Source organism: Sulfuriferula multivorans, assembly GCF_003851125.1.
Classification (GTDB): Bacteria; Pseudomonadota; Gammaproteobacteria; order Burkholderiales; family Sulfuriferulaceae; genus Sulfuriferula; species Sulfuriferula multivorans.
In genome coordinates this window covers 118,440-135,436 of record NZ_BGOW01000010.1, presented here as the reverse complement: position 1 = coordinate 135,436, position 16,997 = coordinate 118,440, and the positions used below count along the sequence as shown (strand labels likewise).

The 16,997-nt window shown below is 56.9% G+C and carries 11 protein-coding genes; 8 read left to right on the top strand and 3 right to left on the bottom strand.

Going from position 1 to position 16,997, the window contains the following annotated elements:
• Positions 1 to 213 precede the first annotated feature (213 nt).
• The 3 genes from soxB (at position 214) to EI185_RS06240 (ending at position 6,566) form a co-directional block, all read left to right on the top strand.
• A complete protein-coding gene (gene soxB / locus EI185_RS06250; protein WP_223247707.1) occupies positions 214 to 1,938 on the top strand; it encodes a thiosulfohydrolase SoxB in 1,725 nt (574 codons plus the stop codon).
• Positions 1,939 to 2,071: 133 nt separating this feature from the next.
• Positions 2,072 to 4,678: an alanine--tRNA ligase gene (gene alaS, locus EI185_RS06245; RefSeq protein WP_124704265.1), complete on the top strand. Its 2,607-nt coding sequence runs from the start codon at positions 2,072 to 2,074 to the stop codon at positions 4,676 to 4,678.
• 190 nt (positions 4,679 to 4,868) lie between these two features.
• On the top strand, positions 4,869 to 6,566 hold the full coding sequence (locus EI185_RS06240) for a cyclic-di-GMP receptor FimW-related protein (RefSeq protein ID WP_124704264.1): 1,698 nt from the start codon (positions 4,869 to 4,871) through the stop codon (positions 6,564 to 6,566).
• Here the strand turns inward: EI185_RS06240 and EI185_RS06235 are convergent.
• The 3 genes from EI185_RS06235 to EI185_RS06225 are packed head-to-tail and all read right to left on the bottom strand — an operon-like array spanning position 6,563 to position 9,171.
• Positions 6,563 to 7,231 (bottom strand): alpha/beta hydrolase, encoded by a 669-nt coding sequence (locus EI185_RS06235; RefSeq protein WP_124704263.1) that lies wholly within the window; start codon positions 7,229 to 7,231, stop codon positions 6,563 to 6,565. The two genes, EI185_RS06240 and EI185_RS06235, sit on opposite strands and share 4 nt — an antisense overlap.
• Complete coding sequence (locus EI185_RS06230) at positions 7,228 to 8,733, bottom strand: cyclic-di-GMP receptor FimW-related protein (protein ID WP_124704262.1); 1,506 nt, start codon at positions 8,731 to 8,733, stop codon at positions 7,228 to 7,230. The genes EI185_RS06235 and EI185_RS06230 overlap by 4 nt, the downstream gene beginning before the upstream one ends.
• A 9-nt stretch (positions 8,734 to 8,742) precedes the next feature.
• Positions 8,743 to 9,171, bottom strand: a complete 429-nt coding sequence (locus tag EI185_RS06225) for a hypothetical protein (RefSeq protein WP_124704261.1) — start codon at positions 9,169 to 9,171, stop codon at positions 8,743 to 8,745.
• A 159-nt stretch (positions 9,172 to 9,330) separates the two neighbouring features.
• Between EI185_RS06225 and EI185_RS06220 the strand changes: the two genes are divergently transcribed.
• The 5 genes from EI185_RS06220 to EI185_RS06200 all read left to right on the top strand — a co-directional run bounded on the left by EI185_RS06220 (position 9,331) and on the right by EI185_RS06200 (position 16,994).
• Positions 9,331 to 10,770 (top strand): sigma-54-dependent transcriptional regulator, encoded by a 1,440-nt coding sequence (locus EI185_RS06220; protein WP_223247706.1) that lies wholly within the window; start codon positions 9,331 to 9,333, stop codon positions 10,768 to 10,770.
• Between the two features lie 139 nt (positions 10,771 to 10,909).
• Positions 10,910 to 12,259 (top strand): AAA family ATPase, encoded by a 1,350-nt coding sequence (locus EI185_RS06215; protein WP_124704260.1) that lies wholly within the window; start codon positions 10,910 to 10,912, stop codon positions 12,257 to 12,259.
• Positions 12,219 to 14,111, top strand: coding sequence for a secretin GspD/PilQ domain-containing protein (locus tag EI185_RS06210; protein WP_223247705.1), 1,893 nt, complete (start codon positions 12,219 to 12,221; stop codon positions 14,109 to 14,111). Before EI185_RS06215 ends, EI185_RS06210 begins: the two co-directional genes overlap by 41 nt.
• Positions 14,108 to 15,277: a tetratricopeptide repeat protein gene (locus EI185_RS06205; RefSeq protein ID WP_124704259.1), complete on the top strand. Its 1,170-nt coding sequence runs from the start codon at positions 14,108 to 14,110 to the stop codon at positions 15,275 to 15,277. The genes EI185_RS06210 and EI185_RS06205 overlap by 4 nt, the downstream gene beginning before the upstream one ends.
• 1 nt (position 15,278) lies before the next feature.
• Complete coding sequence (locus tag EI185_RS06200; RefSeq protein ID WP_223247704.1) at positions 15,279 to 16,994, top strand: GspE/PulE family protein; 1,716 nt, start codon at positions 15,279 to 15,281, stop codon at positions 16,992 to 16,994.
• The last annotated feature ends 3 nt before the right edge of the window (positions 16,995 to 16,997 follow it).

Below are 16,997 nucleotides of genomic sequence, written 5' to 3'. Positions count from 1 at the left end.
ACGCTTCCAGCATGTTTAATGAACCGCCGTATGCGGAACCGCACGTACGGTGGTGTGAGAGGGCGACGGGGGCAACTCCGTCCCCTACTCGATCTGGCCCAAACCAATCTGCCGCGCTTGGATGATTAATACCATTTACTTCACCTGCCAGCCCACTAAAATAGGCGCACCATAAACCTGCAACACCCAACAACGCATTGAGGAGCTCACGAGATGATGAATCGCCGCGAATTTTTACAGATCCTTGCCGTCGCCGCTGCGTCCGGCATGGCGATTGACAACAAACAGGCACTGGCCGGAAATGCACCTTCCAGCTTTTACGATCTGCCAAAATTCGGCAACGTATCGCTGATGCACATGACCGATTGCCATGCACAATTGCTGCCGATTTATTTCCGTGAGCCGGACGTCAATATTGGAGTGGGTACTGCAGTCGGCCAGCCTCCGCATCTGGTGGGTGAATACTTTCTCAAGCATTACGGCATCCGGCCCGGCACGCGTGAAGCGCATGCCTTTACCTATCTCGATTTCGCCGCTGCCGCGCGCACTTACGGCAAGGTGGGGGGATTTTCCCACCTGAAAACGCTGGTGGATAAAGTACGCGCCTCGCGCCCCGGCTCGCTGCTGCTGGATGGCGGCGATACCTGGCAAGGCTCCGCCACCTCGCTGTGGACCAAGGGCCAAGACATGGTGGATGCAGCCAAGCTGCTCGGCGTCAACGTCATGACCGGCCACTGGGAATTCACTTATGGTGCCGAGCGTGTCAAACATGTTGTCGATAACGATTTCAAGGGGCACATTGATTTTGTTGCCCAGAATATCAAAACCAACGACTTCGGCGACCAGGTGTTCAAGCCGTATGTGATCAAAACCATGAACGGCGTGCAGGTGGCCATTATCGGCCAGGCTTTCCCCTACACGCCGATTGCCAACCCGCGCTACATGGTGCCGGACTGGAGCTTCGGCATCAACGACGATGACATGCAGAAAATCGTCAACGAGACACGCGCCAAAGGTGCCCAAGTGGTCGTGGTTCTGTCCCACAACGGTATGGACGTTGACCTGAAAATGGCGTCTCGTGTGACCGGCATCGACGCAATTTTCGGCGGCCACACCCACGATGGCATCCCCTTCCCATCCCAGGTCAAGAATGCCAAGGGCACCACGCTGGTGACCAATGCCGGCTCCAATGGAAAATTCCTTGGGGTAATGGATTTTGATGTGAAAAACGGCAAGATCGCTGGCTGGAAATATCGCCTGCTTCCGGTTTTCTCCAACCTGATCGAACCGGACGCAAAAATGGATGCGCTCATCAAAAAAGTGCGTGCGCCATACATTGCCAAACTGGATGAAAAACTCGCAGTGACCGAAGAACTCCTGTATCGCCGCGGTAACTTCAACGGCACCTTCGACCAGCTTATCCTGGATGCGCTGATGACGGTCAAAGGCTCGGATGCAGCTTTCTCTCCCGGCTTCCGCTGGGGAACTACCCTGCTGTCCGGAGATATCATCACCATGGACCACCTGATGGATCAGACGGCCATCACCTACCCGTCCACCACGCTCAACGAAATGACCGGTGCAACCATCAAGAGCATCATGGAAGATGTCTGCGACAATCTGTTCAACGCCGACCCCTACTATCAGCAGGGTGGAGACATGGTACGCGTTGGCGGTATTCAGTACACCGTCGCACCCAACAATAAGATTGGCAATCGCATCAGCAACATGACTTTGAAAGGCAAGCCGGTCATGGCCAATAAGAAATACAAGGTCGCCGGCTGGGCGCCGGTGGGTGAAGGTGTATCCGGCACTCCGATCTGGGATGTGGTGGCTGAATATTTGCGTGACATCAAGGTGGTCAAGCCACGCACGCTGAATGAGCCGAAAATTGTCGGCATCGGCAAAAACCCGGGTATCGCTCCCAATCTCATCTGAGTTTTCCTGACCCAAAAAAGGCCGCCATGTGCGGCCTTTTTTGTTTTCAACCGGTTACACGTGAATTTATGCTGTATCCGGGCTAAAATGTGCCGATTCAATTGAACCTGTGTCTCTCCACGAAAAACTACCCATGAAAAGTAGCGAAATCCGTCAACGCTTCCTCGATTTTTTTGCCCGTCACGGACACACGCCAGTCGCTTCCAGTCCTTTGGTGCCGGGCAACGATCCCACTCTGTTATTCACCAATGCGGGCATGGTGCAATTCAAGGACGTTTTCCTTGGGCGCGAAACCCGGCCTTATGTACGTGCAGTCAGTTCGCAACGCTGCGTGCGCGCTGGTGGTAAACATAATGACCTGGATAACGTCGGCTACACTGCGCGCCACCACACCTTCTTCGAAATGCTGGGCAACTTCAGCTTTGGTGATTATTTCAAACGCAATGCCATCCATTTTGCCTGGGAGTTTCTTACCCAGGAACTGGGCATTGCCAAGGATAAATTATGGGTGACGGTCTACCATACCGACGACGAAGCGCACACCATCTGGACAACGGAAATCGGCGTGCCGGATGAGCGCGTCATTCGCATTGGCGACAAACCCGCCGGCGGCTCGGACAACTTCTGGCAAATGGGTGACACCGGTCCGTGCGGTCCATGCACCGAGATTTTCTATGACCACGGCGCCGAAGTCGCTGGCGGCCCCCCCGGCTCAGCGGAAGAAGACGGTGATCGCTATATCGAAATCTGGAATCTGGTATTCATGCAGTTCAACCGCGACGAGACCGGCACGTTGCATCCTCTGCCCAAACCATCTGTGGATACGGGTATGGGCCTGGAACGCATCTCGGCGGTCATGCAACACGTCCACAGCAATTATGAAATCGACTTGTTCCAGGCTTTGATTCACGCTGCGGCACGCGTTACCGGCAGCACGGATTTAACCGACAATTCGCTCAAAGTGATTGCTGATCACATTCGCGCCTGTGCTTTCCTCATCACCGACGGCATCATTCCCGGCAACGAGGGACGCGGCTATGTGCTGCGCCGCATCATCCGCCGCGCCATTCGCCACGGCTACCGGCTAGGTCAGAAGCAGCCCTTCTTTCATTTGCTGGTGGCTGATCTGGCGGTAGCGATGGACGCGGCCTATCCGGAACTGGTCGCCGCACAGACCCGGGTGACTGCTGTACTCAAACAGGAAGAAGATCGCTTTGCAGAAACCCTGGAACACGGCATGGGTATCCTTGAACAGGCGCTACAGTCAGGCAGCAAAGTACTCGACGGCGCCACCGCATTCAAGCTCTATGATACCTATGGCTTCCCTCTGGATTTGACCGCCGATTTAGGACGCGAGCGCTGCTTTACCATAGACACGGCCGGTTTTGATGCGGCCATGGAGGCGCAACGCAAGCGTGCGCGCGCCGCCAGCAAATTCTCCATGCAGGTCGGCATGCGCTTCGACGGCCAGCCTACAGAATTCCATGGTTACGACACACTGAGCCTGGAGAGTCGCATTGTTGCCTTATATCGGGAAGGCAGTCCGGTGGATAGTATCAGCGCCGGTGAAACAGCGATCATCGTGCTCGACCGCACCCCGTTCTATGCTGAATCTGGCGGCCAGGTGGGCGACAGTGGCGAGCTACGCAGCAGCGCCAGCGTATTTGTGGTGGATGACACCCAAAAGATACAGCCTGACGTGTTCGGCCACACCGGCCTGCTCCAATCGGGCACTTTCAAACTCGGCGATACGGTCACCGCACAAGTGGATGCTGAAGCCCGCAGCCGTGCCGCCTGCAACCACTCCGCCACACATCTCCTGCATGCTGCGTTACGTCAGGTCCTCGGCACTCACGTCACCCAAAAAGGCTCGCTGGTGGATGCCGCCCGCACACGCTTTGACTTCGCACACAGCGAAGCTGTCGGCACAGTCCAGTTACAGCAGATCGAAGAGCTGGTGAACCGGGAAATCCGCCGCAATGTCGTCGTCGAAACGCAATTGATGAGCTACGATGCAGCGATCGCCCACGGCGCCATGGCATTGTTCGGCGAAAAATACGGCGATCAGGTGCGGGTCATCGGTATGGGTGAATTTTCCACAGAACTGTGCGGCGGCACGCACGTGAGCCGCAGTGGTGACATTGGCTTGTTCAGGATCGTATCCGAATCCGGGGTGGCTGCAGGCATTCGCCGCATCGAGGCCGTCACCGGGCCCGCAGCATTAGCCGTGACACAAGCCCAGCATCAGCAAATTCTGGAGGTAGCCGCACTGCTCAAAGCCCCACCACAAGAGTTACAGCAAAAAATCGCGCAGATTGTAGATAACGTCAAACATCTGGAAAAAGAACTTGATCGCCTTAAATCCAGACTGGCCGCAGCACAAGGTGATGACCTTATCAGCCAGGCTACCGAGGTGGGCGGAACGAAAGTACTTGCTGCAATACTGGAAGGCGCCGATGTCAAAACGCTGCGTGAAACCGTGGACAAACTCAAGGACAAGCTCAAATCGTGCGCTGTGGTATTGGGCAGCACCACTGACGGGCGGGTGACGCTGATTGCCGGGGTAAGCGCCGATCTGACCAGCAAAGTGAAAGCGGGCGACTTAGCCAACTTTGTAGCCAGCCAGGTAGGCGGAAAGGGCGGCGGACGTCCCGATATGGCTCAGGCCGGTGGCACCGAACCCGCACTTTTGCCTGCCGCCTTGCAGTCCGTTGCGGGCTGGGTGGCACAACGTTTGTGATGCATAGGTTCATTTCTCTGCATATCGGTTAACTTTTCGACATATTGGCCGGTGACCAAACCACTGAATTAGCGGCTCTACGGAATGCAGCCCGCAAACAGTGTACTTGGCACAGCAGGATGGAGTGGCACACATTTTGCATAGATAACAACTGCAATCTCAGCAGAAACACTAGTCGGAGTTAATATTCATGTTCAACATTCTGTCCATGCTGCGTAAAAACAGCGCCGAATCCGATCCTCTGGAAAGCGAGAAGACGATCACGCGCTGGATAAACGACTTGCCGGCGGGTAATGTTTTGAACGCGCATGAACAAGTGTTGCAAAAAGTTGCCGAATTCAACGCCCAGACCGCCCCATACAGCAAGGAACGTCTAGCCGTACTCTTGTCGCTTGACGAGTATGCGCGTGCGCTTCAAACGTCCCTGAGCCAGCAATATCTGCGCAATCCGCGTATGTCGCGCGTGATGGAAAGTCGTTTGTGGCACGCTGTCTACAAGTTTTACTGGGAAGTAGCGCGTGCCTATCATGGCTTCATCATGAGTTACGTTTCCAACCCGGCGGGCAATCTGCTGCAGACGTCCATACCCCTGCTTACCTTGCGCACCGTGCATAACCTGGGAAACGTGTTCAAGTGGCACTACTTCCGCTATGAGAAACCAGCCGACAAGCTTTGGCTGAGACTGCACAACCTGTATCGCGTGGCAGAATTTGAAGGTTTCAGCAAAACAGAACTCACTCTGTATCCAGCAAGCAGTGAAACCACCCGCTGCATGGATCAATACACTCGCATCCTGTTGCTGGGGCAACTGGACACCAGCGCGCTATACCCGAAACAAATCGAAATGGCGGATCAATGGCTCAACCAATGGTCTCACCTGATCGAGCAGGATTCACAATTCAAACCCGATACCCATACGCTTTATGTCGCACAGTCCGATGATGTGGGCGCACGCCGCATACGCAACACGGAATTTTCAGAATCCTGCCGCTTTATGGCAACCGCCAGGCTGCATGAAAAAATACAGCAAACGCGGAGCGCGCTGCAGAATGGAAAATCGCCCGCGTTATTAGGCCTGGGTGAGGATTGCCGTCTACCGGACTGCTTTGAAATACTCGATTACGCAGAACGCCAATGGAGCCCTCTCGACAAGCGTGAACAGCGCAAAAGCCCGCGTACACCGGCCAAGAAAATCATTGATGTGGTACATGGATTCAACGAGATCTGCGCGGTGGTCAAACAGGGTAAAAACGGTGCAGATGCGCTCCATGAAATGGATGAAGAACTCAAATATGACGAGATGATCGACATGAAACTGTATGGTTTTGTGACCGAATCCACACGTACACGCAATCGCCATTCTTCGCCCGCACCGAGCGAGAATACTCCGCCTCACGAACGCTGGGTGATGGAAGATATGAGCGAACATGGGCTGGGGGCCAGCGTACCTGCCGATTCCAACGACTGGGTGCGCCTGGGCAGCATGGTCACCCTTAAAGTCGAACGCGATGCTGAATGGAAAATCGGCGTGATGCGACGCTTGTTGCATGCCGAAGATGGCTTGCTCCAGGTCGGGATTGAAGTGCTTAGCAACGCGCCGCAAATGTTGTTGCTTCGTCCTCAGACAAACAATGCATTACAGGGTTATAGCGTGAGCAATCTGGACACGACGGATGCAACGTTGCCGGTACCGGTAATATTTATCACGCTGACCGACAGCGGCCAGGGAGAGCTGCTGTTGGAGGCTGCGCAATACACCTCCGGACGCAGCTTCCAGTCCGGCACAGGCACGAAGAAAAACATGATTCGCCTGCGCGACGTGATCGAAAAAGGCGACGGCTGGATGCGTGTTGCTGTCGATATTGCCAAAGACGAAAGTCCGACCTAAGCGCGCAATTCCAAAACCTGTACCAGCCATGCGCGAATGGCGTCGATTTCTGCCTCGCATACGCTGTGCGCCATTGGATATACTTGCCATGTCACGTCAAAACCACAACTAACCAGTTTTTGTCGGCTAAGCTCTGCAAGTTGTAATGGCACTACACTATCATGCATGCCATGCGCCATAAAAACCGGAATAGTGTGGATATCTACTGCACAACGCGCGCTAAAGTCGGCCATGAGCGGCAGGTAAGCAGATAACGCCATCACCCCTCCCAGCGCCTTTCCGCGCGCCAGCCCAGCGTATAGCGCCAGCGCACCTCCTTGGGAAAACCCGGCGACAATGATCTGCGATAACGCGATGCCGCGTCCCTGCTCATGCTCAATCATGCTGTCAACTGTCCGGCTGGATTGCGCCAGCCCTGCCTCATCTTCATCCATATCCAGCCCGCTGCGACGGATGTCATACCAGGCCGGCATCACATAGCCACCATTGACAGTCACCGGACGCTCGGGCGCATGGGGTAATATAAAACGCACACCGGGAAGACTGAGCATCTGCACCACTGGCAAAAAATCATGCCCATCGGCACCCAGCCCATGCAGCCAGATCACACTGGCCCGGACAGCCTGATTGCCGGCAACGAATTCCAGAGGCGCCAGCGTTGTCATGCTGTCGGTGTCTCGGGCTCTACCAGCCCATCAAAATCTGCCAACACATAATCCTGGGTGTCTTTGAGTGGCGCACGCAGGCGGATCAGGTGGCGCCGCCCCTGGCTCACCAGGCGCCACTGGCCACCCTGCCGACTGATACCGGCCGGAATCAGCACGCAGCGGCGCCGCCCGTGAGGGCCTGTCATGGACAAATACAATGCGTCCACCATCTGCCCGGCCAAATTTACGTTAATGCTCTCCAGCTTGACCGGCACTGCATTTTCCGCCAGCCGACGAATGCCAATTTCAGTCCAGCCCGATTCATGCCGGCGGATACGACACACTACGCCTACCAAAAAACGGCGGTCAAAGTTGATCCCGATCAAGCTATTGATTGCCACTGACACACCATCCGACGTATTCAGGGAAATACCCACGCCTTCCACCCCCTCGTCGCGTACACGACAGCGCTGCAAATTTTGAAAATTGTGGGGCCGCCGCGCCACATGGCGATCAATCCGGCTACGGATATCGTCAAAACCAAGAAACAGTTCGGTCTGTTTTCCAATTATCTGGCGCGGATGCTGTCGCATGGGCGGCGTTCCGGACCAGTCGTTGACTACCCTGCGCCACAATACCTGACGCCAGCCATCCTGATCCTCCATATCCGCCTGATCTTGCCCGGCATGCATGGCAGCCAACATTAAGCCGGTACCCCAATAGCGATAACTGCCCGGTTCGTTAAGCATGGCCAGCGGCCTGGGCGGATCGCCCGCTTTCAGGTTGACGCCATAGCGATGTTTTTCGGATATCAGCGTGCGTTCCAGCAGAACGCTCTTGCTCCAGCGGACGATCCATTCGTCTATCTGTTCAATCTCGTGCGGCTGCAGTGTATCGGGTCGCAGGCTATGCAGCATTTGCGGGCGCAGATACAAAGTTTCGCAGCTGGTATCAGCATGCTCCATGCCCGGCAATGGCATCAGCGCACGGGCAAACCCGTATTTTTCGGCGACCGCATAGAGCCTGTGCAGGCGCGCCCAGAAATAAGGCGGAATTACCTGGTAGCGCAACCACAACCATTTCATCTGCATCGCATGATGATAGAGCGCCCGTTGGGTAAGCAAGGGCAACAACGCATCCAGTCTGGATTCCGGATGGCTGATCAGGTAAGTAACGCTTTGCAGATGAATTTCACTCATCTCTTCCCAATAGCCACTGATGGTCGCCAGAAAGCCGCCGCTCACACTGGAAACGTAAGGAGGCAAGGCCAGATAATGCTGCGTCAAACGATTGATGATGGGTGCAGAGAAACTGTCCTGGTAGAGCAGGCTCTCAATATTGGGACGATTCCATTCCACATTCTTTTTTCGCGCCGCTACCAGCGTTTGGATCAGATGCTCGACGGACTCGCAAATTTCATGGGCGGTATAGTTTTCCAGGTCAACCTTGACCGGTGCAGCCAGCCCGTCTCCCGCCGCGGGAAACAGCTTGGCAACAAACGGGAGGCTGCGGATATCCACAGACGAATTTTAGCTGTTAAAACGCCGCGACAGTTCCAGAACGCGCAGACCAGCGCTGGTATCCTGTTTGCCAGCCTGCTTGATGGCTTCTGCAAATCCGGCAAAAAATGCCGGCAATGCCTTCACCACAAGCGCCTTGCGCAGGCGGCTCACACCCTGGATCGGCCATTCTGCACGGCAGTTGGCCTCGGGGGCAGCCACGCATATTTTCATGCTCCAGGCGGGCTGGTGAATCTTCCATTCGTGTTGACGTACCACCATCTGGTGCGCCAACGGTGTTTCCACGCCCACATAAGGACCATGGAACTCCACCTGCATCGCTGCACACAGCCCCTCCAGCGCATGATCGAGGTGGGTGAGCGCGTCATCCAGCGCAGGATTAATTGCAATGCTTTGCAAACGGCTTTGTTCCACCAATAATGCGATAAAATCTTTCATAACGTTTTGCCAAAATTATAGAATCCATACACGCCAAAATTACGCGCAGACTGACGCAAATACTATCACATCAGGCAACCCATGCATGCAGCGCTACCCGCACGGCTGGCAATCTGGCACAATCGGAACAGAATGCCGATAATGTAAAGAGGGAACGACGTGAACTTACAAAATAAAGGCACCAAACCCAGTCTGTTGATCGTGGATGACGACCCGCTCATCACCGATACGCTCAATTTTGTATTGTCCAAGGATTTTGAAGTTTTCGTGGCGGATTCGCGCAATCAGGTCAAAAGCCTGCTGACCCAGCTCGACGCTCCGCCGCAACTCGCCCTGGTGGACCTCGGTCTGCCCCCACTACCGCACAAGCCGGATGAAGGTTTCCAGCTTATCAGCGACCTACTCGGGTACTCCCCCGGCATCAAAATCCTGGTGCTGTCCGGACAGAATGACGAAACCAACGCACGTCATGCGCGCGCCTTGGGGGCAATCGATTTCGTCGGCAAACCGTGCGAACCGGAGCAGATCAAATCACTGCTGTTCAATGCCTTGCTTATCCAGGATGCGGAGCGCACCGCGGAAACCGAAGCGCCGGCTGCGGAAAATCTCATCGTCGGTACCAGCTTCAACCTCGATCGTCTGCGCCAGCAGATCACCCAATACGCCAACGCCCCGTTTCCAGTATTGATCGAAGGCGAATCCGGCAGCGGCAAGGAACTCGTCGCCGCCAGCCTGCACAAGCTTTCCAGCCGTTCTGCAAAACCTTATCTGGCGCTCAACTGCGCCGCCATTTCACCGACCCTGGTTGAGCCGACTTTGTTCGGTTACTGCAAGGGAGCATTCACCGGCGCCACCAGCAACCGCTCCGGATATTTTGAAGACGCCTGCGACGGCACGCTGTTTCTGGACGAAATCGGCGAGTTGCCGATGGAGTTGCAGGCCAAGCTGCTGCGCGTGCTCGAAAATGGCGAATTCCAGCGCGTGGGTGAAACCCAGTCACGCTTTTCCAATGCGCGGGTGGTAACCGCCACCAATCGCGACCTGCGCCAGGAGATCAAAGCCGGGCGCTTTCGTGCCGACCTCTATCACCGCCTCTCGGTGTTTGGCATTGCCGTGCCGCCGTTGCGCGAACTGGGCGAGGACAAAGTGCGTCTGCTCGAGCACTTCCGCGAATTCTATGCGCGCGAGGCACGCGTCAAACCGTTCACTCTGGATAGTCACGCCCGCCAGATGTGGGAGGAATATCACTTCCCTGGCAACGTACGTGAACTGCGCAACATCGTTATTCGCCTGACCACGAAGTGTGCCGGCCAGAATGTGACCGCAGCACAACTGGAAACCGAACTGGATACCGATACCGCTTTCCCGACCGAGATTCCGCTACCGAACGACGGCAAGGCGCTCTACGATACCGCGCGCAAACATCTGCAAACGCTGGCCAATTTCAGTCTCGACCAGACCATGAAACAGTGGGAAAAAAGCTACGTCGAGGCCGCACTCAACCTCACCCACGGCAACCTCTCGCAAGCAGCAAAAATCCTCGGCATCAATCGCACCACGCTGTACAGCCGGATGCAGACGTATACTAACGAAGTGTGAAATCGCCGGCTCAAAACCGTAAGCCCTTGCCACGGAGGGCACAGAGTACACAGAGAAAACCAGAAAAATTTCGCATCCCGCCATTCTCTGTACTCTCCGTGTCCTCCGAGGCTGAAGTTTTCAAGGACAACCCGCCCCCATGTACCACGAATTTTTCGGCCTGAAAGAAGCCCCGTTCCGCATCACGCCGGACACGGGGTTTTTCTTTTCCGGCGGGGAGCGCGGCGCGATTCTGCAGGGACTGGTGTACGCCATCCGTCAGGGTGAAGGCATTATCAAGGTCACCGGCGAAGTGGGTAGCGGAAAGACCATGTTGTGCTGGATGCTGGAACAACATTTACCTGACGATATTGAAACCGTTTATCTGGCCAACCCCAATGTCAGGCCGGAGGACGTGCTGCCGTCCATCCTCGCCGAACTGGAACTGGCGCGCCTGGCGGATGCCAGCCGGGCCGAACATCTGCGCACGCTTAACGATTATCTGCTGGCTCGGCACGATGCAGGCAAACAGGTCGTCATGTTTGTCGAAGAAGCGCAGGGCATGACGCTGGATACGCTGGAAGAAATTCGTCTGCTGTCCAATCTGGAAACCGAGCGCGAAAAGCTGCTGCAAATCGTCCTGTTCGGCCAGCCCGAACTGGATGTAAAACTCGCCGACCCACGCATCCGCCAGTTGCGCGAACGCATTACCACTGCCATTACCTTAACGCCGTTCACCCCCGATGATATCCGCGCCTATCTGGCGTTCCGCCTCACTACTGCGGGATATCGCGGACCCGATCTGTTTGACCGGCGTGTGGTACGCAAAATCGCGCATGCATCACGCGGTCTGACCCGGCGCGTCAACATACTGGCTGATAAAAGCCTGCTTGCCGCCTATACTGACAACACCCGCACTATCCTGCCACGCCACATCCGCGTCGCCCTGCGGGATAGCGCCTTTAATGATGAGGCCAACCCACCACAACGCTGGCTATTACCTGCCATCGCCATGGGCGTGATGGTCGCAGTACTCGCCGGTTTTTACTGGCTGTCAAAACCCGCTGCGGCACCGGCGCTCCTGGCTCCATCCAAACCAACGCAAACGACACCACCCCCCACCAGCCAATCAAGCCCGGCAGTCGTCACGACCAAAACCTCCGCTGATCCATTCGAGCAGCGTGTCGCTGCCACCCACGACTGGCTGATGCAGCAGCCGGCAGATACCTATACGATCCAGCTTTCCCTGCTGCATAACCCGAACGAGTTCGCGGCCTATCTCAGAGAAGGATCCGGTTTGGCGCAGGATCAGCTGCGAATTTTCCGCAGTCAGGCTCAAGGCCACCCCAGTTGGACCGTTATTTACGGAAGCTACCCTACTCGACAAGCTGCTAACCGGGCATTGTTGAGCCTGCCGGAGGTGGTGCGCAAACGCCACCCCTACCTGAGAACGGCAGGAGGAATACGCAATGAAACCCGGCAAATTCAACAAGTTGGCGAACAGTCGTGATACCATTTCTGAAAAGAACCGGATGAGAGGGATACCAGTGCTGGAAGGTTCAGGCAAGATAACGAATATTGCGCGATGGAAGTGGCTACCAATACTCGCTACCTTCATGCTCGCGGGTTGCGTGCCCCAGGCCGTGATCCAGCCTTCGCAAGGACATATCCAGCAATCGTCGCAGCCAGCTGCACGGCAGGCCGACATCCCGCCGCTGGTCAGGACGGTGCCCTATCTGCCATCGCCAAAGACCGAGGTCCGCGAGCCCACCTACACGATCGTGGTGGATAACGTAGCGGTGAAAGATTTGCTGTTTTCTCTGGCGCGGGATACCAAAAAGAATATCGACATCGGCACCGGCATTTCCGGCAATGTCACGTTGAACGCCGTGAACGAACCGCTATCCGCCATCCTCGAACGCATTGCGCGACAGACCAACATCCGCTACCGGATGGACGGCAACACCTTGTCGATCATGCCGGATACGCCTTATTTGAAAACCTACAAAGTCAATTACGTCAATCTTTCGCGCAATGCCACCTCCAGCATCGGCGTGGCGGCGCAGATTGCCAGTACCGGTAGCGGCGCCGTCGGTACGGCCGCGAGTGGCAGCACTCAAGGCGGCAACAGCTCCTCCACTACGGTAGATAGCCAATCCAATAACAACTTCTGGGATGTACTGACGGAAAACTTGCGCGCCATCCTGACCTCAACTCGCGCATCCACCCAACGTGCCGAGGATAAGGCAGCCCGCCTTGATGCGGAGCGCAATGCCCGCGCCGACAGGCTGGAACAGGCACAAGCTGTGGCGCGGGCAGGCGCCTCAGCCACCACCCTGTACAAGGAAGTATTCAACAACACCTCTTCATCACTGTTAAATGACAGCAAAAACGATGTGATCGTCAACCCGGTCGCCGGCACTGTCAGCATACTGGGCAATGAGCGCCAGCAACAGGTCGTCAAGCAATATCTCGACAGGGTAGGCCAGTCTTCGCAGCGCCAGGTGCTGATCGAAGCGACCATCGTCGAGGTCAACCTCAATGATCAGTATCACGCAGGTATCGATTGGTCCCAAATGGCCAATGCCGGCAACGGGCTTTTCGTCACCACCCCGGCCAGTCCCAACAATCTGGCGGGCGCACTCCAGCCATTCATTAATATCGGTTACCGGGGACCAAACATAACCGGCGCCATCAACCTGCTGGAATCTTTCGGCAATGTGCGGGTTCTATCCAGCCCCAAACTCATGGCGCTGAACAACCAGACCGCGCTGCTCAAGGTCGTGGATAACCTGGTCTATTTCAACGTACAGGCCCAGCAAGGCACCTTGTCCTCAACCGGCACGCCGCTGCAACCCACCACTTTCACCACCACTGCCAAGACGGTGCCGGTGGGACTGGTAATGAGCCTGACCCCGCAGATTTCCGAAAACGGCATGGTCACGCTGGATGTACGCCCCACCATCTCGCGCAAGATCAGCGATGTGAGCGACCCCAATCCCGGTTTGCCTGCTGCGACCCCAAACAAAATCCCGGTGATCCAGGTGCGCGAAATGGAATCGGTGTTGCAAATCCGCAGCGGCCAGACCGTGATTCTCGGCGGCCTGATGCAGGATGACAGCGATCGTGCCCGCGACGGCATTCCGGTATTGTCGCGCCCGGAAGGTATCGGTGCCTTGTTCGGCCAGCAGGAACGCAATATCCGGCAGACAGAGCTGGTGATTTTCCTGCGTCCCACGGTCATTACCAATCCTTCGCTGGACAGCGACGAACTCAAGTTCTATAAACGCTACCTGCCCAGCGCCAATGCGACGCCAGGGCAATGGCACAACGGCGCAGACGCCGCCGGAGATCCTCAGTGAGCCTGCTGCTCAAAGCCTTGAAACAGGCCGGCGACAAGTCTGCGGGGGGCGGGGCGCGCAATCCGTCCGCGACACTGGCCGATTCGTTGTCGCTTGAACCCATCAGCGGACCTGCATCTGACGGCATCCCTTACGCCGGCAGGGAAAATGCCGCGCCCAGGTTCAACTCGGCCCAGGCTGCCTGGTACACGCCATGGCTGTCGGGCCAGCGTTCAATAGTGCCGGTAATTGCGGTGTTAGCCGCCTTGTTCATGCTGATTTACGGTGCGTTCGTCTATTGGCAGATCCGTACGCCACCCGCGCAGGCGATTGCGGTGACGCAGCGCAGCGCTGCGCCTGCCCCCCTCTCGCCCGCTGCCGCGCCCACCCCGCCCGCCGCTGTCTCCAGCCAGGCGCCCGTTTCCGCCTTGCCCGAAATCCAGCCCACCATACAGCCTGCACCTGCCGCCGTACCCACCCCCCCGGTCAAGACCGACCCCATACCGCAGTGGGGTAGCGGCGACGTGATACGCGATACCTTGCCCGCCGAGCATAAACAGACAGCGGTGACTCCACGCGCCACCTATAAACCGCTGCCATTTGCAATGCAGACGGAGCGCATTAATCCGCAACTTCAGGACGCCTATCAGGCATACCAGGCCGGGCGCACGCGCGAAGCGCGCAGCCTGTATCTGCAAATTCCTGACGGCGAGCGCAATGTGGATGTGCAACTCGGCCTGGCCGCCATCGCCCTACGCGACAACAATACCCCTGCGGCTGCCCATTATTACCAGCGCGTGCTGGAGCTTGATCCGCGCAACATCACTGCCAACAGCGCTTTGATCAACATGTTGGGCGACGCCGATCCGAACGCTTCGGAGCAGCGCCTGAAAACACTCATCGCCAGCCAGCCGTCAGCACAATTGTATTTTTCGCTGGGTAACCTGTATGCCGGGCAAGTGCGTTGGCCGGATGCCGAGCAAGCATACTTCGAAGCGTATCAAAAGAATCCTGCCAATGCCGATTACGCCTACAATCTCGCGGTCAGTCTGGAACATATCAATCAAAGCAAACCCGCACTCAATTACTACCAAAAGGCGCGCGACCTGATGCAGCCGGGCAATGTCCAGTTTGACCCGGTACGCCTGGATGCGCGCATCAACCAACTCAAAGCGCGGCAGGAATAAGTTGGCGGAAGCACGCAAAACTCTGCGTCTGGGTGAAATGCTGGTGCAGCAAGGGCTGATCACCCTGGACCAGCTGCGCATCACGCTCAAGGAACAGCAACACACCAACCTGCCGCTCGGACGCCTGCTGGTCAAGCTCGGTTTCATCACCGAGGCCGTAATCCGCGACCAGCTCGCCCACACCATCGGCCAAACCAGCCTCGATCTCGCCAATGTGGTGGCCGACCCGGAAGCGCTCAAGCTGATCTCGGAAGATTTCGCGCGCCGCCATCACCTGCTGCCCATCGCGTTTGATGCGCTGCGTCAGGTACTGGTCGTCGCCATTACCGACATGTTTAATGTGGTGGCGCTGGATCACCTGCGCGCACTGCTGGGCGCGGGTGTCGAGGTGGATACGGTGCTGTCGGGCGAAGCGCAGCTACTCGAGGCGATCGATAATTTCTACGGCTTCGAGCTGTCGGTGGACGGCATCCTGCGCGAAATCGAAACCGGCGAGGTGGACTATCAGAGCCTTGCCATGGACACCGAGGAATATACTCAGCCAGTGGTGCGGCTGGTCGGTTCGCTGCTGGTGGACGCGGTCAAGCGCGGCGCATCGGACATCCACTTCGAGCCGGAGCAAGCGTTCCTGCGCATCCGCTACCGTATCGACGGCGTACTGGAGCAGGTGCGCTCCCTGCACAAGAGTTACTGGCCCGGCATCGCGGTCCGCCTCAAGGTCATCTCCGGCATGAATATCGCCGAAAATCGCGCCCCGCAGGACGGGCGGCTGTCGCTCACCCTGCACGGGCGACCGATTGATTTCCGTGTTTCCAGCCAGCCCACCATCCACGGCGAGAACATTGTGCTGCGCGTGCTGGACCGGGAAAAATCCATTATCCCGCTGGCTAACATGGATCTGCCAGCCGACACCTACACTTCGTTACAGGCCATGATGGCGCGGCCGGAAGGCATACTCATCATCACCGGCCCGACCGGCTCCGGCAAGACGACTACACTGTATTCGCTGCTCACTCACCGCAATGACGAAACCGTCAACATCATGACCCTGGAAGACCCGGTGGAATACCCGGTCACGCTGATGCGCCAGACCTCGGTCAATGAAACGCTCAAGCTGGATTTCGCCAACGGCATCCGCTCCATCATGCGCCAGGACCCGGATATCATTCTGGTGGGCGAGATTCGCGACCGCGACACCGCGGAGATGGCATTCCGCGCCGCCATGACCGGTCACCAGGTATTCACCACCCTGCATACCAACTCCGCACTGGGCGCATTTCCGCGCCTGCTGGACATTGGCATCGTCCCCGACATCATGGCCGGCAATATCATCGGTGTGGTGGCGCAGCGCCTGGTGCGCGTGTTGTGCCCGCACTGCCGGGCGGCATACATACCCGACGTCAACGAACAAAACCTGCTGGGCTGGCGAGCCAATGATCATGCGCCGATTTATCGCGCCGTGGGTTGCCCGGCCTGCAATAACAAAGGCTATCGCGGACGCATGGCATTAATGGAACTGTTACGCATGGATAGCGAACTCGACGACCTGGTCGGGCGCCGCGCCAGTCACCGCGAAATCCACAACGCAGCCGTGGAACGGGGCTACCGCAGCCTGGCCCTGGACGGTATCAGCCGCGTGCTGGAAGGCAAGACCAGCCTGGCCGAAGTATCGCGCGTGGTTGATTTGACGCAACGTTTATTGACTAAAAAGCCCTAGTCC